Annotated in this window: 20 protein-coding genes; 7 read left to right on the top strand and 13 right to left on the bottom strand. The window is 62.5% G+C overall.

All coding sequences use genetic code 11. The annotated features are described in order from the left end of the window. Nucleotides 1-54 precede the first annotated feature (54 nt). Nucleotides 55-2,382, bottom strand: a complete 2,328-nt coding sequence (locus AC0L3L_RS09300; protein WP_473489724.1) for a PAS domain-containing sensor histidine kinase — start codon at nt 2,380-2,382, stop codon at nt 55-57. Between the two features lie 313 nt (nt 2,383-2,695). Continuing rightward, the gene (gene pepN, locus AC0L3L_RS09295; protein ID WP_473637344.1) at nt 2,696-5,341 is read right to left on the bottom strand and encodes an aminopeptidase N; all 2,646 of its coding nucleotides are present in this window, start codon (nt 5,339-5,341) and stop codon (nt 2,696-2,698) included. A gap of 156 nt (nt 5,342-5,497) precedes the next feature. Between pepN and AC0L3L_RS09290 the strand changes: the two genes are divergently transcribed. Together AC0L3L_RS09290 and AC0L3L_RS09285 are read left to right on the top strand one after the other, a co-directional pair. Next, complete coding sequence (locus AC0L3L_RS09290) at nt 5,498-7,804, top strand: xanthine dehydrogenase family protein molybdopterin-binding subunit (protein ID WP_473637343.1); 2,307 nt, start codon at nt 5,498-5,500, stop codon at nt 7,802-7,804. Nucleotides 7,805-7,848: 44 nt separating this feature from the next. Further along, on the top strand, nt 7,849-8,751 hold the full coding sequence (locus AC0L3L_RS09285) for a DMT family transporter (protein WP_473637471.1): 903 nt from the start codon (nt 7,849-7,851) through the stop codon (nt 8,749-8,751). On the opposite strand, the gene AC0L3L_RS09280 is transcribed toward AC0L3L_RS09285, so the two are convergent. The 3 genes from AC0L3L_RS09280 to AC0L3L_RS09270 form a co-directional block, all read right to left on the bottom strand. Then, complete coding sequence (locus AC0L3L_RS09280; RefSeq protein ID WP_473637342.1) at nt 8,752-9,564, bottom strand: helix-turn-helix domain-containing protein; 813 nt, start codon at nt 9,562-9,564, stop codon at nt 8,752-8,754. 265 nt (nt 9,565-9,829) lie between these two features. After that, the gene (locus AC0L3L_RS09275) at nt 9,830-10,717 is read right to left on the bottom strand and encodes a uracil-DNA glycosylase (protein ID WP_473637341.1); all 888 of its coding nucleotides are present in this window, start codon (nt 10,715-10,717) and stop codon (nt 9,830-9,832) included. A gap of 100 nt (nt 10,718-10,817) precedes the next feature. Beyond that, nucleotides 10,818-11,462 carry a hypothetical protein gene (locus AC0L3L_RS09270; protein WP_473489796.1) on the bottom strand — a complete coding sequence of 215 codons (645 nt, stop codon included), beginning with the start codon at nt 11,460-11,462 and terminating at the stop codon, nt 10,818-10,820. Between the two features lie 246 nt (nt 11,463-11,708). On the opposite strand from AC0L3L_RS09270, the gene AC0L3L_RS09265 reads away from it, so the two are divergent. Continuing rightward, a complete protein-coding gene (locus AC0L3L_RS09265; RefSeq protein ID WP_473637340.1) occupies nt 11,709-13,388 on the top strand; it encodes an electron transfer flavoprotein-ubiquinone oxidoreductase in 1,680 nt (559 codons plus the stop codon). Nucleotides 13,389-13,545: 157 nt separating this feature from the next. Here the strand turns inward: AC0L3L_RS09265 and AC0L3L_RS09260 are convergent, their stop codons facing one another. Together AC0L3L_RS09260 and AC0L3L_RS09255 are read right to left on the bottom strand one after the other, a co-directional pair. After that, a complete protein-coding gene (locus tag AC0L3L_RS09260) occupies nt 13,546-14,541 on the bottom strand; it encodes a catechol 2,3-dioxygenase (RefSeq protein ID WP_473637339.1) in 996 nt (331 codons plus the stop codon). 111 nt (nt 14,542-14,652) lie between these two features. Then, on the bottom strand, nt 14,653-14,982 hold the full coding sequence (locus AC0L3L_RS09255; RefSeq protein ID WP_133254826.1) for a MoaF-related domain-containing protein: 330 nt from the start codon (nt 14,980-14,982) through the stop codon (nt 14,653-14,655). A 191-nt stretch (nt 14,983-15,173) separates the two neighbouring features. Here AC0L3L_RS09255 and AC0L3L_RS09250 point away from each other — a divergent pair, with 191 nt between their 5' ends. Next, nucleotides 15,174-16,226 carry a LacI family DNA-binding transcriptional regulator gene (locus AC0L3L_RS09250; RefSeq protein ID WP_473637338.1) on the top strand — a complete coding sequence of 351 codons (1,053 nt, stop codon included), beginning with the start codon at nt 15,174-15,176 and terminating at the stop codon, nt 16,224-16,226. 441 nt (nt 16,227-16,667) lie between these two features. After that, nucleotides 16,668-17,273: a DUF922 domain-containing protein gene (locus AC0L3L_RS09245; protein ID WP_473528083.1), complete on the top strand. Its 606-nt coding sequence runs from the start codon at nt 16,668-16,670 to the stop codon at nt 17,271-17,273. A 4-nt stretch (nt 17,274-17,277) separates the two neighbouring features. Here the strand turns inward: AC0L3L_RS09245 and AC0L3L_RS09240 are convergent, their stop codons facing one another. The 5 genes from AC0L3L_RS09240 to AC0L3L_RS09220 form a co-directional block, all read right to left on the bottom strand. Further along, on the bottom strand, nt 17,278-18,354 hold the full coding sequence (locus tag AC0L3L_RS09240) for an endonuclease/exonuclease/phosphatase family protein (RefSeq protein WP_473637337.1): 1,077 nt from the start codon (nt 18,352-18,354) through the stop codon (nt 17,278-17,280). 96 nt (nt 18,355-18,450) lie between these two features. Beyond that, nucleotides 18,451-19,911 carry an AMP nucleosidase gene (locus AC0L3L_RS09235; protein ID WP_473489801.1) on the bottom strand — a complete coding sequence of 487 codons (1,461 nt, stop codon included), beginning with the start codon at nt 19,909-19,911 and terminating at the stop codon, nt 18,451-18,453. A 131-nt stretch (nt 19,912-20,042) separates the two neighbouring features. Beyond that, complete coding sequence (locus AC0L3L_RS09230) at nt 20,043-20,237, bottom strand: hypothetical protein (protein ID WP_473489802.1); 195 nt, start codon at nt 20,235-20,237, stop codon at nt 20,043-20,045. A gap of 35 nt (nt 20,238-20,272) precedes the next feature. Then, nucleotides 20,273-20,425, bottom strand: coding sequence for a hypothetical protein (locus AC0L3L_RS09225; protein ID WP_165848692.1), 153 nt, complete (start codon nt 20,423-20,425; stop codon nt 20,273-20,275). A gap of 312 nt (nt 20,426-20,737) precedes the next feature. Beyond that, nucleotides 20,738-21,082, bottom strand: coding sequence for a DUF2147 domain-containing protein (locus AC0L3L_RS09220; protein WP_473637336.1), 345 nt, complete (start codon nt 21,080-21,082; stop codon nt 20,738-20,740). Nucleotides 21,083-21,554: 472 nt separating this feature from the next. Between AC0L3L_RS09220 and AC0L3L_RS09215 the strand changes: the two genes are divergently transcribed. Continuing rightward, on the top strand, nt 21,555-21,821 hold the full coding sequence (locus AC0L3L_RS09215; protein WP_473637335.1) for a sel1 repeat family protein: 267 nt from the start codon (nt 21,555-21,557) through the stop codon (nt 21,819-21,821). Between the two features lie 394 nt (nt 21,822-22,215). After that, entirely contained in the window at nt 22,216-23,337 is a 1,122-nt protein-coding gene (locus AC0L3L_RS09210) for a branched-chain amino acid ABC transporter substrate-binding protein (protein ID WP_473637334.1), read from the top strand. A 116-nt stretch (nt 23,338-23,453) separates the two neighbouring features. On the opposite strand, the gene AC0L3L_RS09205 is transcribed toward AC0L3L_RS09210, so the two are convergent. After that, entirely contained in the window at nt 23,454-25,421 is a 1,968-nt protein-coding gene (locus AC0L3L_RS09205; protein WP_473637333.1) for an acetyl/propionyl/methylcrotonyl-CoA carboxylase subunit alpha, read from the bottom strand. Between the last annotated feature and the right edge of the window lie 21 nt (nt 25,422-25,442).

Raw genomic sequence — 25,442 nt, 5'->3', positions numbered from 1 at the left:
GGGCGCTGCCCCACGGCGTTTCCGAGAGTTGCAACCGCTTCACGACAACAGAGGTCAGGCGGCGGCCCTGACCGGCTGCGTCGGCTTCTTGATCGGAATGCGCACCGACACGATCGTGCCGGTGCCTTCGGTGGAGCGGATTTTCAAGGCGCCGCCCTGAAGTTCGGCCAACGAGCGTGAGATGGCAAGGCCAAGGCCGGAACCGGCATGGCTCTTGGAAAACTGGTTCTGCACCTGTTCGAACGGCCGCCCGAGCTTGCTCAGCGCCTCCTTCGGGATGCCGCAGCCATTGTCTTCGATCGTCAGGACCAGAGCGCTGGACGTGTTGCGGGCCCTTACCGCGATGCGGCCGCCCTGGCCGGTGAATTTCACCGCGTTCGACAGCAGGTTGATGATGATCTGCTTGATCGCCCGGCGGTCGGCGAACAGCGTCAGCGAATCGGGGATGCGTGTTTCGACGGTGATCGACTTTTCCGCTGCCTGCAGCGAGATGACGCGCACCGTTTCCCGCATCAGCGGGCAGAGGTCGATTTCCTCCTGATCCATCGAGAACTGGCCGGCCTCGATCTTCGACATGTCGAGGATGTCGTTGATGACGCCCAGAAGATATTTGCCGCTGCCGTTGATGTCGGTAGCGTATTCCTCGTAGCGCGGCGAACCCAACGGCCCGAACAGCGCCTGTTCCATCAGCTCCGAGAAGCCGATGATCGCGTTGAGCGGCGTGCGCAATTCATGCGACATGTTGGCCAGGAACTCGGATTTGGCCCGGTTCGCGGCCTCGGCGCGCTCGGTTTCCTTCATGTATTTGTGATTGAGCTCGACCAGTTCGCGCGACCGCTCTTCCTCAGCCCGGCGCGCAAGGCTGAGATCGTGGATCGTCGCCATCAGCCGGCGCTCGCTGTCGACCAGCTTCTCCTGGTGCAGCTTGATCTGGGTGATGTCGGAGCCGACCGAGACGGTGCCGCCGTCCCTGGTCCGCAATTCGTTCACCTGCAGCCAGCGGCCATCGGCAAGCTGCCGCTCGAAGGTTACGCCGCCTTGCTGCCCGTTGGTGTTGGCAAGCCGGCGCTCTGAGGCGAAGGCAAGCATGCGATCTTCCAGAACGGCGCGCGAGGCGCCCGGCATCACGTCGCGGTCCGACAGGCCGTTGTCCTGCTGGTATTTGGAATTGCACATGATCAGGCGCTGGGCGGAATCCCAGAGCACGAAGGATTCGTTGATGTTTTCGATGGCCGTTCGCAGGCGAAGATCCGCGGCCTCGGAGCGCAGCGCCAGGTGCCGCTGCTCGGTGACATCAACGGCGATGCCGATCAGCTGGATCTCCGGCGCTTCCGGGTCGATCACCTGCGCCCTTGCGCGCATCCACACCCATTGTCCGTCGGCATGGCGCATCCGGAACACCTGGTCGATGTGATCGATCTCGCGTGCGACGATCCTGTTGGCGAGCTGGAACAGGTCGCCGTCCTCGGGATGGATGATCTCGTCGACCTCGCCGAACGACAGCATTGTGTCGCAGGGCTCATAGCCCAGCATGTCGTACATCGAGCGCGACCAGTACATCTTGCCGCGCACCATGTCCCAGTCCCACAGGCCGCAGCGGCCGCGCACCAGCGCCATATCGATGCGCTGGTGCGCTTCGAGATAAATGCGGTCGGCGGCCTGGGCGCGCGCCGCCTGGCCGAAATAGGCGTAGAGGATGACGATCAGCACGCCGGCTGTCAGCACGAACAGCGTGACGTTGAGCGAAACGGTCTTGCGCCACGTGTCGAAGACCGCTTCCTGCGGTACGAGCGCTGCGGCAGCACCGTTCCTGGCATTTGTCAGGCTCACCGCGGCATACCAGTCCTGGCCGCCGATGCTTACCTCCATCACCCCGGCGCGGTCGCCGAACATGAACAGCGGCTGACCGCCCTGGGCGATGACGTCGAGCGACCGCCCTTCCCAGCCCGTCGATTGCGGTGTCACGGCGACGATCTTGAACGCGCTATCGGTGACCGCAAGCACGTGGCTTCGGCCCATGGCGCCCTGACGGCTGATGCCCTCCAACAGGTCCTGCGTCGCGCCAGGCGTTGAGGCCATCTTCGCATCGGTGCTCATCGAACTGGCGAGCTGGCCCGCCGCGAGCGAAAGGATCGCCTTGGCGTCGCGTTCCACGTCGTCACGTTCGTTCATCAGCGACAGGAACCGCAGCGCCGCGATGACGACCAGGAAAATGATGATGAGGGCCGGTATCGATCGACGCAACAATGGCTCGGCTGCCAGAAGCCGTCGGTAGGCGGGTTCGGCGATGAGCCGCGCGTTGCCGGCGAGACCATCGCTTCTCGTCTCACGCTGCTCAAAACCCGTCCCTCCGGGCGCGCCCCACGCGTCCGCCTTCGCCATAAATGGCTCTCCCCGATTTTAAATCTGCTTGACGATCCGGCGACGCCGCACTTCCGAATCTTCAGCTAAAGAATCAAAGGTGATTCGGCTTGTCCATAGGCGCGGCGAAAAAAGATTAAAAATCGACTAAAATAATGGCTTTTCCGCCCGATGCCGGGCGGCAACCTTCAAAGGTGTGTTGAGATTCAGGTCAGGTCGCGCCGAGAATGGTGGATTCCGAGAACAGGAGCGGAGCGTACTTTTGGGTACGTGAGCACCGGAAGCGCAGAAAACCGCCGTTCGCAGGCCGGCATCACCTGAATATCGACATACCTTACGCCAGCGTGCGCTCGACGATGTCCCGCAAATCGGTCGACAGGTTCTCGGTTTTGGCAATCGAAAGCAGCGCTTCCCTTGCTTTGGCCCGCCGGGCAGGTTCGAGCGAGCGCCATGATCTGAGTGCCGTCGCCAGCCTGGCGGCCAGCTGCGGGTTGCGCTTTTCGACCTGCAGGACCGTTTCGACGAAAAACCGGTAGCCTTCGCCGTCGGCGCGATGGAAGCCGGTCTGGTTGGCGCTGGAAAACGTGCCAACGAGCGAGCGCACCCGGTTCGGATTGGCCATCGAGAAGGCCGGGTGGCCGGTGAGGGCGCGCACCGCATGAATGGTTTGCGGGCCCGGCACGCTGGCCTGGATCTGGAACCATTTGTCCATCACCAGCGGATCGGTGGCATATTTCGCTTCGAAGTCGGCCAGCGCCTTGACCGTCTCGGGCGAACCGCGGTGGCGGAGCGCAAGCACGGTCAGTGCGGCGGCACGGTCCGTCATGTTGGTCGCGGACTGGAAGTGCCGGGCCGCAAGCGCCGCACCTCCCGGCAGCAGCGAGAGATAGTCGAGCAAGGTGTTGCGCAGCGCCCGGCGCCCGGCGCTCGCCGCATCCGGACTGAAACCGTCCTTGTCGGCCAATCGATCGTAGAGGTCGGAGAATATCTCGCGGTTGGCCTCGGCGATCGCGGCCGTCAGCGGCTCGCGGGCCGAGAAAATGGCATCGGGATCGATGTTCTTGCCGATGTCGCGGGCGATATCGGCTTCGCCAGGAAGCGCCAGGGCCAGCGCCCGATAGGCCGGTTCGAGTGTCTCGTCGCCGGCTATTTTGCCGGCAAGCCCGGTCAGCCGTGATGCGAAACCGGGCTGCTTGCCGTCAAGGACCTGGCGGAAGGCTGATATCAGCGCCTCGGTCAAAAGCGTGTTGAACGCCTGCCAGCGCGAGAACGTATCGTTGTCATGGCCGGCAAGGAAGAACTGATCGTCGGCCTTCTGCTCGACGGAAAGCGTCACCGGCGCCGAGAAGCCGCGATTGAGCGACATCGCCGGGCGCTCGCCAACGCCCGAGAAGCGCACCATGTGCCGGCGCTTGCGGATATGGATGACGCCGTCCTCGACGCTGGCGCCCTCGACGCCGCTATAGGCTATCGCTTTGCCGTCGGCGCCGACCAGGCTAAAGGCCAGCGGAATATGCATCAGCCGCTTGCGGCTTTCGGACGGCGTTGGCGGTACCGACTGCTCGATCTCGAGCATGAATTCCTGGGCTGCCGGATTGTACGTCGAACTGATCGTCAGATTGGGCGTGCCCGCCTGATGGTACCAGAGCGAAAATTGCGAGAGGTCGCGGCCGGACACATCCTCGAACACCTTGATGAAGTCCTCAATCGTCGCAGCCTCGCCGTCGTGGCGCTCGAAATAGAGATCCATGCCGGCCCGGAACGTCTCGCTGCCGAGAATGGTGCGGATCATGCGCACAACTTCCGAGCCCTTTTCGTAGACCGTGGCCGTGTAGAAATTGTTGATCTCGCGGTAGCGGCGAGGTCGCACCGGATGCGCCAGCGGTCCCTGGTCTTCGGGAAACTGATGCGCCCGCAGCGTGCGCACTTCGGCAATGCGTTTCACCGCTCGCGAGCGTTGGTCGGCGGAGAATTCGTGATCGCGGAAAACCGTCAGCCCTTCCTTCAGGCAAAGCTGGAACCAGTCGCGGCAAGTGATTCTGTTGCCAGTCCAATTGTGGAAATACTCATGCGCGATGATCGCCTCGATATTTGCGAAATCGGCGTCTGTTGCGGTCTCCTGGTCAGCCAGCACATATTTGTCGTTGAAGATGTTGAGGCCCTTGTTCTCCATCGCGCCCATGTTGAAGTCGGACACGGCGACGATGTTGAAGACATCGAGGTCGTATTCGCGGCCGAACGCCTCCTCGTCCCATTTCATCGACCGTTTCAGGGCGTCCATGGCGTAGCCGGCGAGCCGCTCCTTGCCCGGCTCGACATAGATGCCGAGTTCGACCTTGCGGCCGGACAATGTGACGAAGCTGTCAGCGACCTTGCCGAGAGCGCCCGCCACCAGGGCGAACAGATAGGACGGCTTGGGGAAGGGGTCGTGCCAGACCGCATAGTGCCAGCCGTCGGCAAGTTCGCCGCTGCCCCTCGGGTTGCCGTTGGAAAGAAGCAGTGGCGCCTCGTGCTGCCGCGCCTCGATTCGCACCGTATAGACGGACAGGATATCGGGGCGGTCGAGAAAATAGGTGATGCGCCGAAAGCCCTCGGCCTCGCATTGCGTGCAATAGACGTTGCTGGAGCGATAGAGGCCCATCAGGGCTTCGTTGTGTGCCGGCGCCAGCTCGGTTTCGATCAGGAGCTGGAAACGGGGTGCTGCGGGCGGCGTAGTGATCGTCAGCTGATCGGGCGTGGCAAAAAAATCTGCCGGCGCTAGTGTCCGGCCGTCGATTGCGATGCGGCTGAGCGTCAGGCCATCGCCGTCCAGCACCAGCGGCACTGACGCCGCGATGCCGTCGCGGCGTTCAACCGTCAGCACGGCGACGACGCGCGTGGCTTCTGGCGACAGGCGGAAAGTCAGGCTGGTTTCCGGTATGAGATAGTCGGTGGGGCGATAGTCTTCGAGCCTGAAGACCTGGCCGGTGTCCGTGCGCATTCCGTGGGGTGTCCTGTCGATTCCCGCAGCGGCAGGTGAGTCCGCTGGTCCAAGAAATTTGAAGCCCGCGCTCTTTACACGAAACCGTCACTCGACAAAACTGGCGCAGCGCCTATTTCAGGCACTCGTTTTCCAATCATCATCGCGAGGTATACGTTGACCGTCGTCACACCGAAATTCGGCATGGGCGCCTCTGTGCTGCGTCGCGAGGACCAGGCCTTCATCAAGGGTCTCGGTCGCTACACGGACGACATCCAGCCGGCCGGCCTTCTGCACGGCTACGTTCTGCGCTCACCGGTGGCCAAGGCAAGCTTCACCATCGGTTCGACCGAGGCTGCCAAGGCGGCACCTGGCGTCCATCTGGTGCTGACCGGTGCGGATATTGCTCATCTCGGCAAGCTGAAATCCGGCGTCATGCAGAGGCAGCCGGACGGCACCAAGGCACCGACCCGCGATATTCCGGTCCTTTGCCGCGACCGGGTCAATTATGTCGGCGACGCGGTCGCCTTCGTCGTCGCCGACAGCCGCACACTGGCGCAGGACGCCGCCGAACTGATCGAGGTCGATTACGAGGGCGAGGTTGCCGCGTCCGGCACCGCCACCGCGCTTGACGAAGGCACGCAGCTGGTGTGGCCGGAACTCGGCTCCAACCGTGCCTTCAGCTACCACATCGGCGACAAGGCGAAGACCGCGGTGGCATTCGCCAGGGCGGCGCATGTCACCCGCATCGAATTCATCAACAACCGGCTGGTCTGCAACTACATTGAGCCGCGCTCGGCGATCGGCGAATGGAACACGAAAGACAACCGCTTCGTGCTGACCACGGGCTCGCAGGGTGTGCATTCGATGCAGTACATCCTGGCCGACGTGTTCAAGATCAAAAAGAACCAGCTGCGCGTCATCACGCCGGATGTCGGCGGCGGCTTCGGGCCGAAAAGCTTCGTCTATCGCGAACATCCGCTGGTCCTTGAGGCCGCCAGGCGCCTTGGCCGCCCGGTGAAATGGGCCGGCGACCGCACCGAGCACTTCCTTACCGATGCGCAAGGCCGCGACAATGTCGTGACCGCCGAGATGGCGATGGACAAGGACGGCCGCTTCCTCGGCATGAAGGTCGATCTGCTCGCCAATATCGGCGCCTATGTCTCGCAATACGGCCCATTTATCCCCTATATCGGCGTCACCATGTCGACTGGCGTCTACGACATCCAGGCGCTCGATGTTTCGGTGACCGGCCTCTACACCAACACCTGCCCGGTCGACGCCTATCGCGGCGCCGGCCGCCCGGAAGCGGCATTCCTGCTGGAAAAGCTCGTCGACGCCTGCGCTCACGATCTGGGCCTTCCCGTCGAGGAGATTCGCCGGCGCAATTTCGTCAAGCCTGAGCAGTTCCCTTACCGCACGCAGACCGGCCGTCTCTACGACACCGGCGAATTCGAAGGCCATATGAACCGCGCCATCGAGGAGGCGGAATGGCAGGCGTTCCCGGAGCGGCTGGCGCAGTCGAAGGCTGAAGGAAAGATCCGCGGCATCGGTATGGCGACCTATATCGAGGCCTGTGCCTTTCCGGGCTCTGAGCCGGCCTTTGTCGAGTTGAACGGCGACGGGACCGTGACGCTGAAGATCGGCACCCAGACCAACGGGCAGGGGCATGCGACCGCCTATGCGCAGTTCCTCTCGGAAAAGCTACATCTCGACATCAACAAGATCCATGTCCGCCAGGGCGACACCGACGAGTTGAAGGCCGGCGGCGGCACCGGCGGCTCGCGCTCCATTCCCCTTGGTGGCGTATCAGCTTCTCGCGCGGGCGAGGATCTGGCCAACAAGATCAAGCGTATCGCCGCGGATGAGCTGGAAGCCTCGGCCGGCGACATCGAATTGTCCAACGGCGTTGCCCGCATCGTCGGCACCGACCGCACCATCGATTTTTCGAGCATCGCCAAGGCCGCCAAGAACCCGGACGATCTCAAAGGCTTTGGCGAGTTCGTGCAGGACGAATGCACCTATCCGAACGGCACCCACATCTGCGAGGTCGAGATCGATCCCGACACCGGCACGACGGAGATTGTTCGCTATACGATCGTCGACGATTTCGGCGTCACCGTGAATCCGATCCTGCTGGCCGGCCAAGTGCATGGCGGCGTCGTCCAGGGCATCGGCCAGGCGCTGACCGAGAACACGGTCTATGACGAGGACGGGCAGCTGTTGACGGCGAGCTTCATGGACTATGCCATGCCGCGCGCCGACGATTTACCGTTCTTCCATTTCGAGACCCGCAATGTGCCATCGACCACCAATGCGCTCGGCATCAAGGGCGCCGGCGAGGCCGGCACGATCGGAGCGACTCCTGCCGCGCTCAATGCGGTGACGGATGCGCTCTATCGCGCCTACGGCATCAGGCATATCGACATGCCGGCAACGCCGGCGCGCATCTGGGCAGCGATCCAGGAAGCAGCTGCTAAGTGAACCCGACGGATCATCCCGGCGCGCACAACACGCTGACCGGGATCATGCTCAAGATCGTGTCGGTGGCGGTCTTTGTCGGCATGTCGTCCTGCATCAAGGCGGCGGGCACGGTGCCGGCTGGCCAGATCGTGTTCTTCCGCTCCTTCTTCGCCATCTTTCCGATCATCGTCTTACTGGCCTTCCAGGGAAAGCTTGGCACGGCGTTCTCGACCAAACGTCCGCTCAACCACATTGCGCGCGGCGTTGTCGGCGTCTGCGCCATGGGCCTCGGCTTCTTTGCGCTGACACGGCTGCCGCTTCCCGAGGCGATCACGCTGAACTACGCACAACCGCTGCTGGTTGTGGTGTTCAGTTCAATCTTCCTCGGCGAAGCAATCCGCGTCTATCGCTGGAGCGCGGTTGCGGTCGGACTGGTCGGGGTGTTGGTCATCTCGTGGCCGGAACTGACGCTGCTTGGTTCGGGCGCTGCACTCGGCGATCAGGAGGTGCTCGGCGTCATCGCCGCTTTGGTCGCGGCAGCGATCTCGGCCGTCGCCATGCTGCTGGTGCGCAATCTCGTCCAGAGCGAACCGACGGCAACCATCGTGCTGTGGTTTTCGGTGACGGCGAGCGTCCTGGCGTTGCTGTCGCTGCCGTTCGGCTGGCGGGCGCTGACACCGGCGCAGGCGGGTCTTCTCATAGCTGCGGGCTTTTGCGGCGGGCTCGCTCAGATTCTGATGACGGCAGCCTATCGCCATGCCGAGGCCTCGGTCGTGGCGCCCTTCGAATACACGTCGATGCTGCTTGGCATAGCCGTCGGCTATCTCGCCTTCGGCGACGTCCCGACGGTTCACATGCTTGTCGGCGGCACGATCGTCGTTGCCGCGGGCATCTTCATCATCTGGCGCGAGCGCCAGCTTGGCCTCGAACGTGCCCGCACCCGCCAGGCGACGCCGCCGCAAGGATGATCAGGACGGCTCGGCCTGCTCTTTCGCCAATCGCACCAGCACGGTCCTTGTCTGCTCATCGGCGGGGAAAAAGGATTCGATCGCCAGTTCCGACAGCGTCACGTCGAGCGGCGTGCCGAACACGGTGATGGTGCTGATGAACGACAGCACAGCATCGCCATGGGCAAGCCGCAGCGGGTGCACGATCGCGTTCGGCTCGACCGGTACCGGCCGTGTGCCGTTCAGGCCGGACGGATAGGTCCGAAGCTCGCGCTCCAGCTCGACCAGAACCGGGTCGCCTGAAGCGTCGTTCTGGTGTTTCAGCCGGTCAAGAAGATGCGCGCGCCATTCGGCCAGGTTGACGATACGCGGCGCGACGCCACCTGGGTGCAGGCTGAGTCGCAGCACGTTGACCGGGGGCTTCAGCAAGGAGGGCTCGGCGACATCGGCAAGGAACGGGTCGATGGCCGCATTCGCCGACACCAGGTTCCAGTGCCGGTCGACAGCCAGAGCTGGGAAGGGTTCGTGCCCCTTGAGCACGATCTCGACGGCAGCCATCGCCGGCGCTAGTGAAGCATCGGTGAGCGAACGCTCGCTGAAGCTGGGGGCAAAGCCTGCGGCCAGCAGGAGCTGATTGCGCTGCCTCAGTGGGATCGACAGCTGCTCGGCCAGATGCAGCACCATATCGCGCGAGGGTGCCGCGCGGCCGCTTTCCACGAAGCTCAGATGCCGTTGCGAGATTTCGGCTTCCATGGCGAGATCGAGTTGGCTCATGCGCCGGCGCGTGCGCCATTCGCGAATGAGGTTGCCGGCGGAAGTCTGGGTTGCTGTCATGGGATATGACTAGGCCTGCAGCAGATGCATTTCAATTATCGGGGAGGTTATCGGTACAGCATCTACGTCGGAGATTGGCGAAAGCGGTGATGACGGCAATCTCCCCCCTTGTGGGTCCCTTGTGGGGGAGATGCCTGGTAAGGCAGAGGGGGGCGCTGTCCCGCCGACCTATCGGGAGGCCACGAAAGTGGGCCATCCTTCGCGCCCCCCTCTGGCCTGCCGGCCATCTCCCCCACGAGGGGGGAGATTGGCTAATCTCGAACCCTCAACCCAGCGCCCGCAGCTTTGCCTTCACCTCGAGGAAATCCCGCCACGCCAGCTTCTTGTGCGAGGGGGTTCTCAAGAGATAGGCCGGGTGAAGGGTCGGCATGGCGGGAATGGCAATCCCGGCGGCAGTCGTGTGGACGCGCCAATTGCCGCGCAACCGCAGGATGCCCTCGGTGATGTTGAGCAAGGTCTTTGCCGAGGGGCCGCCCAAATTGACCAGCACCTTCGGTTTGACCAGCTCGATCTGCCGTTCGATGAATGGCCGGCAGATCTCGGTCTCGTGCGGCGTCGGCGTGCGGTTGCCCGGCGGCCGCCAGGGGATGACATTGGCGATATAGGCCGACGTCCGGTCGAGGCCGATCGCGGCCAGCATCCGGTCGAGCAGCCGGCCCGAGCGGCCGACGAACGGCAATCCCTCGAGGTCCTCGTCGCGGCCGGGCGCCTCGCCGACCAGCATCACCGCGGCATTCGGATTGCCGTCGGCGAACACCAGGTTCTTGGCGGTGAATTTGAGATTGCAGCCGTCGAATGCCGCCATGTGCTGGCGAAGCTCGTCCAGGGTCGCCGCGGTCGTTGCCAATTGGCGCGCCAAGGCCGCTTGCTGCTCGTCGGGCACCGTCGCCGTCCCGGACGGCGCGCGCACCGCCGGTGCCGCAGCTTGCCTTTCGCCCATTCCGGCGCGTGACAGGCTTGTCGAGCGTGGCAGTGCGGCGTTTTCACCAGTTGGCGGCGTAACTGTCGCCGGCGCCCGCTCAGGCGGCTTTGACGCAGCCTCGGCAAACCTGTTCAGCGGCTCGTCTTCGAGCGCTTCTTCGACGCCGGCGCTGGCGTAGAAGGCCAGCAGGTCGGCGATATCTGGTCGGTCGTCTCGGGAAACGGCAGTCATACTTCCACATTCCGCCGCGCGGCAGCAATTTGCAAGTAATGCATGTAGCCCAAAAGCGCGCAGCGGTTTTGGGACAACGACATGACGAAAACAAGGATTCTTAGCTCGACGGTATACGCGGATCCTGCACCAGATAGAACGTCCAGCGCGGTGTGTAGTCGGTGATCAGGTAATCGAATTTTGCTGTCTTCAACGGGTCGATCTTGCCGCTCTTGAACAGCAGCCGGTCATAGGGTTCGAAGTCGCGATCGAAATCGGCAAAGCTGCTCGACCAGATGTTGTCAGGCGTTTTGTTGCGCTGGTCGAACGACAGGCCGTCGCCGAACACGCTCGGCCGGTGGAGTATCTCCTGGAGTTCGAACTGGAACTCGACCCAGGCCTGGCCGCTGTTGTTGAGCACGTCGACGCGCATATACATGAGGCCATTGGCAAATTGGCCCGCAGTGCCGAAGGGCTGGATCGGCTTTGTCGTGCGGATCGTCAGTGTCACCGGTGTCGCCGAATTCAGCTCTTCGGTGATGACAAGCGGGTCCTCCTTTGTCCCGATGCCCGAGGCGCTGGTGATGCGGAAGCCGCCCAGCTCGTCGGAAAAGGAGTAGGCTCCGGCCACCCAGACCCTTTGCGGCTCGGCGTGGGCGCCAACGGACGCCAGCGGCAAAAGGGCCAAAACGAGCGCCCGGCAAATCCGTCCGGGCGACGAAAAAAAGCGCGTCGATGAAAAGCCGGATGGCCCAGGAATGCGCATGGTGCGAAGTATGGCCGATAAGCAAGCCGTCGAACAATTAAAAACGTCAGGGCGCCGGCTCTCTTTGGAATGGCTTGGCCCGGATCGATGTTCCGGTGGACCGCAAACCGCGATTTTGTATACGATGCGCGACTTTTTGACGAAATCGGCATTGTCACGTCAGCGCCGGTTTCACGTCGCGAATTGATGCGCTATGCAGCGGATAAGCCAGCAAGATGCGCAAATGCGGTAGCCAGTGAGATGTTGATGAGCGAGATCGAACGCGAAAGCATGGAATTCGACGTGGTCATCGTCGGCGCCGGTCCGGCCGGCCTCGCCGCCGCGATCCGTCTCAAGCAGGTCAATCCCGAGCTTTCCGTCGTAGTCCTTGAAAAGGGCGGCGAAGTCGGCGCCCATATCCTGTCCGGCGCCGTCGTCGATCCGATCGGCATCGACCGGCTGCTGCCGGGCTGGCGTGACGAAGAAGGACATCCCTTCAAGACGCCGGTCACGGCAGACCATTTCCTGGTCCTCGGCCCCGCCGGTTCGTTCCGTCTGCCCAACATCCTGATGCCGCCGCTGATGAACAACCACGGCAACTACATCGTTTCGCTCGGCAATGTCTGCCGCTGGCTGGCGACCAAGGCCGAGGCGCTGGGCGTCGAGATCTATCCGGGCTTTGCCGCCGTGGACCTCATTTACAGTGACGAGGGCGCGGTCACCGGCGTTGTCACCGGCGATATGGGCGTCGAGAAGGACGGCACGCATGGCCCTGGCTTCGCGCCGGGCATGGCACTGATGGGCAAATATGTGCTGATCGGCGAGGGCGCACGCGGCTCGCTGGCCAAGCAGTTGATCGCCAAATACCATCTTTCCGACGGCCGTGAGCCCGGCAAATACGGCATCGGCCTCAAGGAGCTCTGGCAGGTCAAGCCGGAGAACCACCGGCCAGGCCTTGTCCAGCATTCCTTCGGCTGGCCGCTCGACATGAAGACCGGCGGCGGCTCCTTCCTCTACCACCTGGAGGACAACCAGGTGGCGGTCGGGTTCGTCGTCCACCTCAACTACAAGAACCCCTATCTGTCGCCATTCGACGAATTCCAGCGCTTCAAGACCCACCCGGCGATCAAAGGCACATTCGAGGGCGGCAAGCGGCTCGGTTATGGCGCCCGTGCCATCACCGAGGGCGGCTGGCAGTCGGTGCCGAAACTGTCCTTCCCTGGGGGCGCGCTGATTGGGTGTGCTGCCGGCTTCGTCAACGTGCCGCGCATCAAGGGCTCGCACAATGCCGTGCTCTCCGGAATGCTGGCGGCCGAGCATGTCGCCGAGGCGATCGGCGTCGGCCGCGCCAATGACGAACTGGCTTCTTACGAGGCGGCATGGCGGGCAACCGACATCGGCAAGGATTTGAAGAAGGTGCGCAACGTCAAGCCATTGTGGTCGCGCTTCGGCACCGCCATCGGCGTCGGCATTGGCGGCCTCGACATGTGGCTGAACACGCTGTTCGGCTTCTCGCCTTTCGGCACGCTGAAGCACGGCAAGCCCGACTATGCGACGCTGGAGCCGGCCGCCAAGCATAAGAAGATCGCCTATCCGAAGCCGGACGGCGTGCTCACCTTCGACCGCCTGTCCTCGGTGTTTCTCTCCAACACCAACCACGAGGAAAACGAGCCTGTCCACCTGCTGGTCGCGGATATGGATCTGCAGCAGCGTTCCGAGCACGATGTCTATGCCGGGCCTTCGACACGCTACTGCCCGGCCAGTGTCTACGAATGGGTCGACAAGGATGGCAACGCCGCCGCCGATCCCGAGGCGAAGGACGTGCGCTTCGTCATCAACGCGCAGAACTGCGTCCACTGCAAGACTTGCGACATCAAGGACCCGAACCGAAACATAACCTGGGTGCCACCACAAGGTGGCGAAGGCCCAGTTTACCAGAACATGTAGCGTCAGATATTAGCTATTCCTAATTGACAGAACGAGTGGCAAGACTGCTGGCACATCTTGCACTCGACGTGGGATCGCGCGGTGCCGTGCCGAGCAGATCCGGCGAGCGTATTGAATGCCAGAAAATTGCCGTTCTGTCTTCGCGCAAATACCGAATCTACGCCACGGCGGCGATGGTCGTACCCTCCACCGGCCGCGGCACCGGCGTTCCATAGACCCAGAAGGAATCCGGAACCGGAGAGCCGCTCCAGACCACGGCATCGGCGATCTTGGACGCCTCCCACACCACGGTTTTCCAGGCCGGATCGAAAATCATGTAGCCGGGATCGCCCATCACCTCGATGCGATTGCCCCCTGGTTCCAGCATGTACAGGAACGTTGCCCCGCCGATGCCGTGCCGGCCCGGCCCGTACTCTATCGAAATGCCGGCTTCCCTTGCCAGCTCCGCCAGATCGAAGAGATGCTGCACCGAAATGTAGTGGAAACAGACGTGGTGGAAGCGTCCACGCATCTCCGTCGGCTCCGGGACGATTGCAATATCGTGCGAAAGGTTGGTCACGCTGAGCCATCTCGCGATCGCCGACCCGTTGTCACCAACGACCCGCTCGCGCTCGCGAAAGCCTAGCACGTCAACCATGAAATCGCGGCAGGCGCCGGTGTTGGCGGCCATCAGGTTCAGGTGGTCGATGCGGCGAACCGGAATGCCGTTGAGCGGGCGTCTCTGCGGGCGATTAAGCAATTTCGTAGCCTGCCCCGGCGGTATGCTGACATAGTCGACGTCCCACAGCAGCTCCATCGAGTGCCCCTCGGGCGTTGCGAATCTGAAGGCGCGGCCATGGCCGGCGTCACCGTCGATCCAGCCTCGCCCGAGGCCGGTCGCCTCTACCGCTGCGACTCGGCGCTCCAGCGCCTGCGGGCTGCGCGTTCGCCAAGCAACGTGCCCCAGTCCGGCGTGCTGTGCCTCGGTCACCTTCAGCGAATGGTGGTACTGCTCCTCATAGCCGCGCAGATAGACCGACTTGCCGCGCCGCTCGGTCTCTTGCATACCCATGAGGTCCGTGAAGAAGCGTAATGTCCCATCGAAATCGGGCGTCAGCAATTCGACATGCGCGAGCTGGGCGACATCGAAGATTGGTTCGGAAAGGGTGTTCATAACGACACTCCTGAAGGTGAACGGGTCTATATTGAGGGAAATGTACTCCTGTATTCGTCAAGTGGCCGCACAACAGTTCGCGTAGTTCGCGCGGCGCGGTGTGATACCCTGTCAGGCCGCCGGTACCGGCTGAATGATCCCCTGCGCACAGAACAATTGCCCGTCGGCCAGCCGCGCATAATTATGAACGACTTTGTTCTCGTGATCCTGAACCTGCACGACGAAGTTACCGCTCTGCTCCGTCCAGCTCATGATGAACAGATCAGGGCGGACGCCTGTCAGATCGCTCTTCACGACCTCGTCGATCTGAGTAGCGCCGAGCGTCGCCCGCACATGCAATTCTGTCGGCGACAGAACCGTCAGCCGCGGCACGAACGGGCCGAATGCACAGTCGAAAGTCTTCCCGACGAGCGATGTCGCCCCACCACTGGTAGCAGCCATCCTATTCCTCCTTTGATGTGATGATTTAGCGCTCACACGCCCAGAGTTGGGCACACGAGCCTTCGCTGGCACAGAATGCTTACAAATCTGCTATTTCTGCTAATTGGAGCGCTCCAATGCAGGGTCTGCCTTTTATGATGACGAGTCAAGAATAAACTTGGAGCGCTCCAAAAAAGTGTTTAACTGAAGGGGTGAACCATTCCAAAACGCCGACCCTCGCGGATGTCGGGAGAGTTGCCGGGGTCTCCCGCGGCACTGTCTCCAATGTCTTCAATCACCCGGACCTGGTGCGGTCCGACGTGCGCGAGCGCGTCGAAGCTGCGGCGCGCCAGCTTGGTTATGATGGTCCCGACCCTAGGGGGCGGGTACTGCGTAATGGCAAATTCAACGCCATCGGGTTTATGCCGCCGGGCGCCTATGCCATTGCCGACGTGATCAGAAGCCCATATGGACGCGAACTTGTGCTTGGCGTTTCGCTTGCGTGCGACGAGGCCGGGGCGACGCTGAGCCTAGTCAACGGTACGGAAGAAACGCGCACCTCCACCATCCGGGAGGCGTTGGTTGACGGCTTCATTTTGGGCCATAGCGTAGACATCGACCTGATCACCTCGGCGCAGCGCCGGCGCTTGCCATTCGTCATCCTCGAAAGCGATGCCGGCCCGGATATCAATTCGATCCGGATCGACGGCAGGAGCGGAGCGCTGATGGCTGTCGGGCACCTGGCTGCTCTCGGGCACCGGCATTTTGTGATCCTCTCCATCCGGCGCACATCCGGACCACCGATTGTCCACATGCCGGGCAAGGGCAAGCGTGCGATTACCGCGGGCTTTCAGCTCGACTATGAAAGGCTTGATGGCTTCGCCCAAGGCTTGGCGGAGGTCAATCTGTCGATCGATGATTTTCCGATCATCGAAACCACCCCTGGGGAGCCTTCGGCCGGAGCTGTCGTGTTCGATCGATTTCCAGAAGCAACGGCAATCCTGACCATGTCGGACTGGCAGGCAATCACCGTGCTCGACGAAGCGGTTCGTCGCGGCATAGACATACCCGAGCACGTGTCGGTTGTGGGCTTCGATGGCACCGCGGAATCGGCACGTACCACGCCCCCACTCACCACTGTCACGCATGACATCGTCGGGAAGGGTCGCCTTGCTGCCCAGATGGTGTTTGAAAACGGCCAGCCGAGGCAGATCATCATGTCGGTTGAGCTGGCGGTCCGCGGATCGACGGGTCCGCCGCGTTGAGGAAATCCGCAAGGATCGCGATTGGCGCGCAGCACGCCGCGCTGCCGAACGCATGACGCGTCGCCCCCTTTCCGTGCCGCAGGCGCTTAAGAGACGCCGCGTTTGCGCCAGCCAGCGGACCATCGGGAACTCGGGGTGTGTTGAGATTCAAGCCAGGCCGCGCCGACATGGTGGTTTTCGAGAGCGTATGTTCGGGTACGAGAACCCGGAAGCGCAGGAAGTCCGCTTCTGGATCGAGAGACGTTCCGGCCAGTTCAATGTGCGATCGAATGCGTCGCTGTCATGCGTGGATCAATGGAGCACAACGTCAGCGTGTGAAGTCCACCGGAACCGTCGACCAAAATGAAAGCCGGGGAACTCCGTTATATTTGCGGCGTCTAAAAGAAGTTGAAGCGGCGCGGCGCTTGTGGTTCCCTTCCCTCCTGACGCGGAGAAATGACCATGCGCCTGGCGGTTTTGACGTGCCTTGTGGCTATTGGTGGCTTGTGCGGCTTCGCACCGTCGGCATCGGCTGACACGAAGGTGCTGGTCAAGACCCGAACCTACGACATATCAGGAACCACGGGCGCCGCCCTGATCGAGGCCATGGACCGGAAAGGTCCGAAGCGGCACGGCTTCATGACGCACGCCATCGCGCTGGCCGCCTATACGGTAAATTGGGACCTTGAGATCACCAGGGAGGGTGGTGTCTGCCGTCTGCGGCAGGCCAATGGGACACTCGATCTCACCTACACCTTACCGCGCATGGTCTCAGCCGCGACGCCGGCGCTTCAGAAGCGCTGGAAGCGGTTTTTCGCGGGCGTTCGTGCCCACGAGCATAACCACGGCCGCATCGCCAGGACAATGATGCGGGCGACCGAGAAATCGATCACCGGACTGGAACTCGCCGACAACTGGGTTTGCAGCAAGACGCATCGCGAGGCGAGGCGCCGGATCAAGGCTGTCTATGCCGAATACGAGGCGAAACAGAACGCTTTCGACGCGCGCGAGCATCGCGCCGGCGGCCATGTCGAGCGCCTCATCGGTGCCCTGTTGCGCAAGCAGTAGGCGCTCAGCTTCGAGTCCTGCCGTCCTGTCTCACGGAGGCGGTTGCGGTTTCATGTTCGTCGACCGGCTTTTTCTGTTCCGGCCTGAGCGAGAATTCCACCATCAGCGGAACATGGTCGGAGCCGGTACCTTCCAGCCTCGACACCGAATGGATGAGAACCGCGCCCTTGCTGAAAACCTGGTCGATCGGCAGTCCGGCGAAGCGCAGGAAATCCGGCAGCTCGATATAGAGCCAGGTCGGCCCCGGCGAAGGCGCCACGGTCAGCTTGCCAAGGTCTGCGACGCGCCGGACGGCGGCGCTCCACGGCACTGCATTGCAGTCGCATGCCATGATCGATGTTTCGCCGAGCGAGGCGAACTCCCCCGACAATCCGCCGATCTGCTGTGACTGGTTGCGCGGCCATGGCCAGGTGAGGTGCATGGCGGCGACGTCGACGTCGATTCCGCCGAAATCGACCGTCGCGATGGCCATCGCACCGCGGCCATCGCAGCGCGGTTGCGTGCCGGTGGCAAACGGCCGTCTGGACAGCAGCGCAACGCCGAAAACGCCATTGGGGTAGGGGCAGAGGATCCGGTAAGGATAGGCACTGGCGAGAAGGCCGAGCTTCGCCTTCCACATGTCGGATACCTCATCGAGGGCGATCACATCAGGCTGGGTCCGGCCGATCAGCGACAGGACTTTTTCAGGCGTTGGATTGTTGAACCGCAGATTCATCTGCAGCAGGCGGTAGACCGCCTGGTCACCGGGGTAGACCGCCTGGTCACCGGGGACCGCCTGATCGCCGGCCTCAGCTTCGTAGGCTGCCTGGACCGGCCACAGGCGGGGCACCGACAGGGCGTTCGAGGTGGTGGCAAAGGCAGCCACCGCAAAGAGCAGTGCTGCGGCCGCCTCTAGGCGAAACGAGGTCGCCAGCAGCGGCAGCGCGCAAAGCGCCATCAGCACAGCAAGATGAGCGCGGAAATGAGCGAAGGAATCGAAGGCCGGATGCAGCGTTCCGAAAAACCCGGCCACCAGCGCGACCGAGAAGACGAGCATTGCTACGAATGCTGCCGACGCCATCATGTTTCGAACGCGTGCCATCTACTTTGTTTATCGGCAGAAATGCAGCCCAAATCAAGATTACGAAATGCCCTGCCGCGCGGTTACCAAGGTCCGGTCGATGCAAGCCGATCGGTGCTACTGGAACGCCGTCTCCGAAAAGCTTCTGAGCTTGCGCGAATGCAACCGTTCCATCGGCATCTCGGCCAGCTTTTCCATCGCCCTGATGCCGATGGTCAAATGCTGTGCCACTTGTCGCTTGTAGAACTCGGTCGCCATGCCGGGCAGCTTCAATTCGCCATGCAGGGGCTTGTCCGAGACGCAAAGCAGGGTGCCATAGGGCACGCGGAAACGGAAGCCATTGGCTGCGATCGTCGCCGATTCCATGTCGAGCGCGATCGCCCGTGACTGCGACAGCCGCTGCACCGGCCCCCGCTGGTCGCGCAACTCCCAGTTGCGGTTGTCGATGGTGGCGACGGTGCCGGTGCGCATGATGCGCTTGAGGTCGTAGCCGGAAAGGCCGGTGACTTCGGCGACCGCCTCCTGCAGCGCAACCTGGATTTCGGCCAGCGGCGGGATCGGCACCCAGACCGGAAGATCGTCGTCCAGAACATGGTCTTCCCGCACGTAGGCATGCGCCAGCACATAGTCGCCCAGCGCCTGGGTGTTACGCAGCCCGGCGCAATGGCCGAGCATCACCCAGGCATGCGGCCTGAGCACCGCGATGTGGTCGGTGATCGTCTTGGCGTTGGAGGGGCCGACGCCGATGTTGACCATGGTGATGCCGCCATGGTTCGGCTTCTTCAGATGATAGGCCGGCATCTGCGGCAGGCGCGGCGGTGCCACGCCATCGCTAGGCGCGCTTTGTCCAGCCTTGGTGACGACGTTTCCCGGCTCGACGAATTCGACGTATCCGCCGCCGCCATTCGCCATCAGCTTGTGCGCACGGGCGACGAATTCGTCGATGTAGAACTGGTAGTTGGTGAACAGCACGAAATTCTGGAAATGCTGCGGACTGGTCGCCGTGTAGTGCGACATCCGGTGCAGCGAGTAGTCGATGCGTTGCGCCGTGAACGCCGCCAGCGGCCTGGCTTCGCCTAACGCCACTTCGAACGTGCCGTTGGCGATCTGGTCGTCGGTGCCGTCGAGGTCCGGCACGTCGAACAGGTCACGAATCGGCCGCCTGATGCGCTCGGCTGCCGCGCCGTCGACATGGGAGCCTTCCAGGAACGCGAAATGCAGCGGGATGGGCGTCGTTGATTCCGAAACCGTGACCGGAACGCCGTGATTGCGCATGATCAGGCCAAGCTGTTCGGTAAGATAGCGTTCGAAAAGGGCAGGCTGGGTTATGGTGGTCGAGAAATGCCCAGGTGTCGGCATGTGGCCGTAAGCCTGCCGCGAGTCGATCTGGGTGAATGAAGTCGTGGTGACGCCGACCTCGGGATAGAAGGCCCGGTAGCGCTTGTTGTTGTCGCCGCCTGCGGCGAGCGCCGTAAATGAATCGCGCAGGAATTTGGTGTTGCGATCGTAGAGGACCTGCAAGGCCGCGACGGCCTTTCCTGCATCATTAAAGCTTTGCCGACCAAACGGCTCCGGCATCACGACTGAGTCTATGGCTTGGGGATAGATTCGCTTTTCCATGACCCAATATAGAGGCTTGGCCATGCGGTTGGGAGGGGCCAAAGGGTCGTTTTTTGTTTTTGGATAGTTTCGATGAAGGCCGATTGCGCCTAGCCGCGCCGCAGGCTGACCAACAGCACAAAGCCGACGCCGGTCTTCTTCAACGCCGGCGCTTCGATCGTCGAGCCGGCATCGGCGCGCATCGAGGGCACGGCCAGAACCGGCGCTGCAAGAACCATCAGGATGAGCGTCGCCCGCGGCACAAGCCGAAGGGTCTTGAGGGCGTTGGCGATGATGCGGTTCATGGTGTGTTGCTTCTCTCTAAGGGTTTCTGTCGGCGTCAATGGCGAAGGTGGCTCGGGCAACCGAACCGGCAGGAATTGGCCTGGTCCCAGGAGCGGGCTGGGCGGCCGGCCTCGGCAACGAGGATGGCGAACGACATGCCGAACAGGCTCATCAGCAGGCAGACGATGGTGAAGCGGCGGGCGAACATTGCGTGGTGTCTCCTTCAACACGCATGAGAATGCCCTTATGCAACTGAACCGGTTCTGATGCCGGCGTTCATCTGCGGTTCAAATTTATCGACGGAGGGTCGAGTGCCCGCCGCCACCGCGCCGTCGCCGGCCACGAGCGCCGCCGCAGTCTTGCTACCGACATCCAATCTTGCTGCCGACAAGGGCGGGTAAAATTGCTATTAGGGCGCTGAAGGCACGGCCCGCACGATTGATCCGTTGTCCCAAGCAGACGGCGCAAACAAAAAAGGGGCCTTCGCGGCCCCGTTTTCAATTTGTGGCAGCGGAAACGATTAGAGCTTGTGCCAGGTCTGGCTCCTGCAGATCAGCCCGCCGAGCACGCAGCCGCTCATCTTGAGCGAAGCGCCCGAGACCGAGGCCTTGCCCGAATAGGTCTTGTCGGTCTCCGGGTCGGTTATGGTCCCCGTATATTTGTTGGCGCCGGACACCTTGAACGAACCGATGCGCTTGCCGGCAAACTTGCCTGATTTGAGCGTGATCGAAAATGCACCGCCGCCGCTTGAGATGGCGGCAGTCGAACCAGCTTGCGTTTTCCAGTTGCCTTCGATCGGATCGGCCCAAGCCGCGCCGGCCATGATCAAGGTGGCCGCAAGGGCCATGCTGATTTTGCGAAACATGTTTCTCCTCCCTCTGGGCATCCGGCCGGGTGTTCCGCCCCGCCTGTCTGCCTTTTACGCAAACGTAAGCTAATTCACCTCCCGACAAAACAAAAGCGGTGCCGCTGCGGAAGACTTCAGGATTTCCTGGCCGCACGAAGCGGTCTCGTCGGTGGGAAATGAAAAGTTCGCAACTCCGTCTTTGTCTCCCGTGGTTAGCGGAGTCTTGATCTTCGCCTCGCAAATTTTCGTCAAATTTAGTGCAAACCGGCGCAATTGCTGGCTTTGCATCCTTAACGAATTCTCGCGTTTACCTCTTGTTTTAGCTTTGTTTTCCTCAAATTAAGCACGCCACTTAACCGCGGATTCAAGCCTCCGGTTCATTCTCGAAAGCATCGAAAGAGCGGCCACCCCCAAGGGTTATCAACAGACACCAAGGGACAGAACGAGGCAGCTCTCGGGAGCCTGACAGGGGCTAGAACAGGGGATTGAAATGGCACGTTTTGAAATGCCTGAAGCCGGCTTCGGCGCCATGGGGGCAACTGCCCAGGCCGACATTCTTTTCGAACTGGGCATGATGTATGCGACCGGCCGCGATTGCGAGACCGATGTCGTCGCCGCCCACAAATGGTTCAACATCGCTGCGATCAAGGGCTCGGTCCGCGCCGCGGAACTGCGCTCGGAATTGTCGGTCGCCATGTCGAAGGTCGAGATCGCCAGGGCGCTGCGCGAAGCCCGCGAATGGATGACGATGCACTAAGCTGGCCCTGAACTCATCAGGCACCGAGATGATCGATAGGGACGCTTCAGGTCAACGCCGCGCAAGACGGCAGGACCTGCAGGAACAAGGCCGCGCAAGACGGTCGTACCAACAATGACAAGAACGCGGCAGGCCGGATACGGCCAAGCTGCGCGACGGACGGGGAAGGCGAGCGGTTTTCGGACGCGGGAGCGCTTGGGATCGTTCGATCGACAAAAGCCGCGACCGGCCGGAACAAGGCCGGCGTGGTTTTTGTGTTCAGGCCTCAGGTTGCAGGCCCAATCGAGTGCCGCCGATGCGCCTAGACAGGCCTAGCGAAGGGTGAGATTCTCCCGGCCACTCTGGAAGAGGCGCGGCCGGGACGGCCGCGCGAGAGTGGAGGAGTTGTATCACCATGAAAAAGTTGGGTATTTTGAGCGCGGCCGTAATAGGCCTGGTGATGAGCGCGCCGATTGCCTTCGCCGAAGACATCACCTTTTCGGTGGTCGGACCGATGACCGGACAGCTTGCCACCATCGGCGACCAGTTCAAGCAGGGCGCGCAAGCCGCCGCCGACGCGATCAACGCCGCTGGAGGTGTCGAAGGCCGCCAGATCAAGCTCGACGTCCAGGATGACCAGTGCGATCCGAAGCAGGCGGTTTCGGTCGCCAACCGCATCGTCGCCAACGGGGTCAAGTTCATCGATGGCCATGCCTGCTCGGGCTCGAGCATCCCGGCCTCGGCCGTGTATGCCGAAGCCGGTGCGCTGATGATGAGTCCGGCTTCGTCGAACCCAGAGCTGACGGACGCGGCGGCGAAAGCCGGCTGGCCGACGATCATGCGCCTTTATACGCGCGACGATGCGCAGGGCGCCTTCATCGGTCCATGGATCGCCAAGAAATATGCCGGCAAGAAGGTCGTCATCATGCATGACAAGAGCGCCTATGGGCAGGGCGTGGCCGATGCCGTCAAGGCGACGATGAACCAGAACGGTCTCAAAGAGATCCTCTACGAGGGCATCAACGCCGGCGAAAAGGACTACTCGGCGCTTGTCACCAAGCTCAAGGAACTGAAGGCTGATGTGGTCTATTTCGGCGGCTACCACCCCGAGGCCGGCCTCATCCTGCGCCAGTCGGCGGAACAGAACCTCAAGTTCCAGCTGATCATGCCGGACTCGATCGCCACCCCGGAATTCTGGCAGGTTGCTGGCCCGGCCGGCGAAGGCACCATGTTCGTCTTCCCGTCGGATCCGCGGGCCAAGCCCGAAGCCAAGGAAGCCATCGAAAAGATCAAGGCGGGCGGCTTCGTGCCCGAGGGCTTTACGCTGTTCTCCTATGCCGTGATCCAGGCCTTTGCCGAGGGTATCAAGCGCGCCGGCAGCGACGACCCGGCCAAGGTTGCCGAAGCGTTGAAGAACGGCGAGCCGATCAGCACCGTCGTCGGCCCTGTCACTTTCGATGAAAAGGGCGACCTCAAGAACGTCAGCTACGACATCAACCAGTGGCACGACGGCAAATACGCGCCGATCCAGCCGTAACAATTGGCGTCGCTTGCGGTAAAACGGAAATGGCCGCGTCAGACCGGCCATTTTCATTTGGGCATGCGTTTGTGGCGCGTGTCTTCAACGTCACCTTATGAATGGGGGAACAGCGGTCAGCCGTGGGCTTCCTCGGCAAAACGCACCAGCACGGTCCCGTCGGTGACCTGCGCGCCTTCCGCTGCGATTTCGGCGATCGTGCCGTCATGGGTGGCGGAAATCGTGTGTTCCATCTTCATCGCTTCCAGGATCAACAGCGGCTGGCCCTTGATGACGGCCTCGCCCTTGGCTGCACGCACCAGCTTGACCAGACCCGGCATCGGCGCCCGCAGGCTGTCAGAACCGGCGGCGATTTCGTCGGCCCTTGCCAACGGGTCCGGCACCGCGAAGCTGTAGCCGACGGCGCCCGAAAAGACAGTGACATGGCCCGGCCAGCGGGCAAGGCGAGAGCCAGCGCGCAGATCAAGCGCGCTGTTATTGTTATAAGGTGCGTCCAGTGCCACTTGGAAGCGCCCGTCCGGCGGCAGTACCGACACTAGCGCGACAATCTCGTCCTCGCCGTAGCGCAGTCGCGTGCGCCGCGGAACAGTGTGGAAATGCGCATAGCCGGCAAGCGACGACCATGGATCGTCGGACGGCGCCTGAGCCCCGGCGCCGGACGCCGCAAATGCGGCTGCGGCGACGATCTCGCTGCTCGGCGGCGGCACTGCGGTCAGCGCTTGCTGATGCCTGCCGATCAGGCCGGTATCGACATCACCTGCCGAAAAATCCGCGTCAGCGGCAAGAGCGGCGAGAAAGGCGGTGTTGACGGTCGAGCCGGCGATCTCGGTCTGCGAAAGGGCCATGCTCAGCGCTTCGAGCGCCGCCTGCCTGCCCTTGCCGTGGACGATCAGCTTGGCGATCATTGGATCGTAGAAGGGCGAGATGGCATCGCCGGCCCGCACGCCGGTCTCGATCCGCATGCTGGCGCCCTCGGGCGCAGTATCCGGAAATTTCAGGTGATGCAGCGTGCCCGTCGCCGGCAAAAAACCCTTTGCCGCGTCCTCGGCATAAATGCGCGCTTCGAAGGCATGGCCGGAGAGCGTGGTCTCGCTCTGCGTCTTCGGCAGTTTTTCGCCGGACGCCACCCGCAACTGCCACTCGACCAGATCGGTACCGGTAACCATTTCGGTGACCGGGTGCTCGACTTGCAGGCGGGTGTTCATTTCCATGAACCAGAAGCGGTCGGCCTTCAGCCCTTGCGAGGCATCGACGATGAACTCGATCGTGCCGGCGCCGGAATAATTGATCGCCTTGGCGGCCTTCACCGCCGCCTCCGTCATCGCTTTGCGCAATGCTGGCGTCATGCCGGGGGCGGGGGCTTCCTCGATCACCTTCTGATGGCGGCGCTGCGCCGAGCAGTCGCGCTCGTAGAGATGCACGACGTTGCCGAAGATATCGCCGAATACCTGAACCTCGATGTGGCGCGGCTTGTCGATATATTTCTCGACCAGCACGCGGTCGTCGCCGAAAGCGGCCTTGGCCTCGCGCCGCGCACCCGACAGCGCCTCGGAAAAGTCGTCGGGGTGTTCCACGCGCCGCATGCCCTTGCCACCGCCACCGGCGCGCGCTTTGATCAGGACGGGATAGCCGATCTCGCGTGCCTTGGAGGCGAGCAGCACAATCTCCTGCGCCTCGCCGTGATAGCCCGGCACGACAGGCACGCCGGCCTTCTCCATCAGCCGCTTGGCCGCGTCCTTCAGCCCCATGGCGCGGATCGAGGCGGCCGACGGGCCGATGAAGACGAGCCCCGCCGCCGTCACCTGATCGACGAAATCGGGGTTTTCCGAGAGGAAGCCGTAGCCCGGATGGATGGCCTCGGCGCCGGTGGCCAAAGCCGCGGCGATGATCTTGTCGCCGCGCAGATAGCTTTCGCCGACCGGGGAGGGACCGATATGCACCGCCTCGTCGGCCATCTCGACATGCAAAGCCCCGGCGTCGGCGTCGGAATAGACGGCAACGCTACGTACGCCCAGCTTGCGCGCCGTGCGGATCACCCGGCAAGCGATCTCGCCGCGGTTGGCGATCAGGATTTTGGCGAACATGAAACCTCCCGGATTTTCCGC

This window comes from Mesorhizobium sp. WSM4849, from assembly GCF_055811385.1.
This window is presented reverse-complemented; position numbering and strand designations above follow the sequence as displayed.

What these genes read in the sequence shown, in the direction of transcription:
- AC0L3L_RS09300 (WP_473489724.1), bottom strand. Translation starts at nt 2,382, where the DNA reads ATGGCGAAGGCGGACGCGTGGGGCGCGCCCGGAGGGACGGGTTTTGAG.
- pepN (WP_473637344.1), bottom strand. Translation starts at nt 5,341, where the DNA reads ATGCGCACGGACACCGGCCAGGTCTTCAGGCTCGAAGACTATCGCCCC.
- AC0L3L_RS09285 (WP_473637471.1), top strand. Translation starts at nt 7,849, where the DNA reads ATGCTCAAGATCGTGTCGGTGGCGGTCTTTGTCGGCATGTCGTCCTGC.
- AC0L3L_RS09280 (WP_473637342.1), bottom strand. Translation starts at nt 9,564, where the DNA reads ATGACAGCAACCCAGACTTCCGCCGGCAACCTCATTCGCGAATGGCGC.
- AC0L3L_RS09275 (WP_473637341.1), bottom strand. Translation starts at nt 10,717, where the DNA reads ATGACTGCCGTTTCCCGAGACGACCGACCAGATATCGCCGACCTGCTG.
- AC0L3L_RS09270 (WP_473489796.1), bottom strand. Translation starts at nt 11,462, where the DNA reads ATGCGCATTCCTGGGCCATCCGGCTTTTCATCGACGCGCTTTTTTTCG.
- AC0L3L_RS09265 (WP_473637340.1), top strand. Translation starts at nt 11,709, where the DNA reads ATGAGCGAGATCGAACGCGAAAGCATGGAATTCGACGTGGTCATCGTC.
- AC0L3L_RS09260 (WP_473637339.1), bottom strand. Translation starts at nt 14,541, where the DNA reads ATGAACACCCTTTCCGAACCAATCTTCGATGTCGCCCAGCTCGCGCAT.
- AC0L3L_RS09255 (WP_133254826.1), bottom strand. Translation starts at nt 14,982, where the DNA reads ATGGCTGCTACCAGTGGTGGGGCGACATCGCTCGTCGGGAAGACTTTC.
- AC0L3L_RS09245 (WP_473528083.1), top strand. Translation starts at nt 16,668, where the DNA reads ATGCGCCTGGCGGTTTTGACGTGCCTTGTGGCTATTGGTGGCTTGTGC.
- AC0L3L_RS09240 (WP_473637337.1), bottom strand. Translation starts at nt 18,354, where the DNA reads ATGGCACGCGTTCGAAACATGATGGCGTCGGCAGCATTCGTAGCAATG.
- AC0L3L_RS09235 (WP_473489801.1), bottom strand. Translation starts at nt 19,911, where the DNA reads ATGCCGGAGCCGTTTGGTCGGCAAAGCTTTAATGATGCAGGAAAGGCC.
- AC0L3L_RS09230 (WP_473489802.1), bottom strand. Translation starts at nt 20,237, where the DNA reads ATGAACCGCATCATCGCCAACGCCCTCAAGACCCTTCGGCTTGTGCCG.
- AC0L3L_RS09225 (WP_165848692.1), bottom strand. Translation starts at nt 20,425, where the DNA reads ATGTTCGCCCGCCGCTTCACCATCGTCTGCCTGCTGATGAGCCTGTTC.
- AC0L3L_RS09220 (WP_473637336.1), bottom strand. Translation starts at nt 21,082, where the DNA reads ATGTTTCGCAAAATCAGCATGGCCCTTGCGGCCACCTTGATCATGGCC.
- AC0L3L_RS09215 (WP_473637335.1), top strand. Translation starts at nt 21,555, where the DNA reads ATGGCACGTTTTGAAATGCCTGAAGCCGGCTTCGGCGCCATGGGGGCA.
- AC0L3L_RS09210 (WP_473637334.1), top strand. Translation starts at nt 22,216, where the DNA reads ATGAAAAAGTTGGGTATTTTGAGCGCGGCCGTAATAGGCCTGGTGATG.
- AC0L3L_RS09205 (WP_473637333.1), bottom strand. Translation starts at nt 25,421, where the DNA reads ATGTTCGCCAAAATCCTGATCGCCAACCGCGGCGAGATCGCTTGCCGG.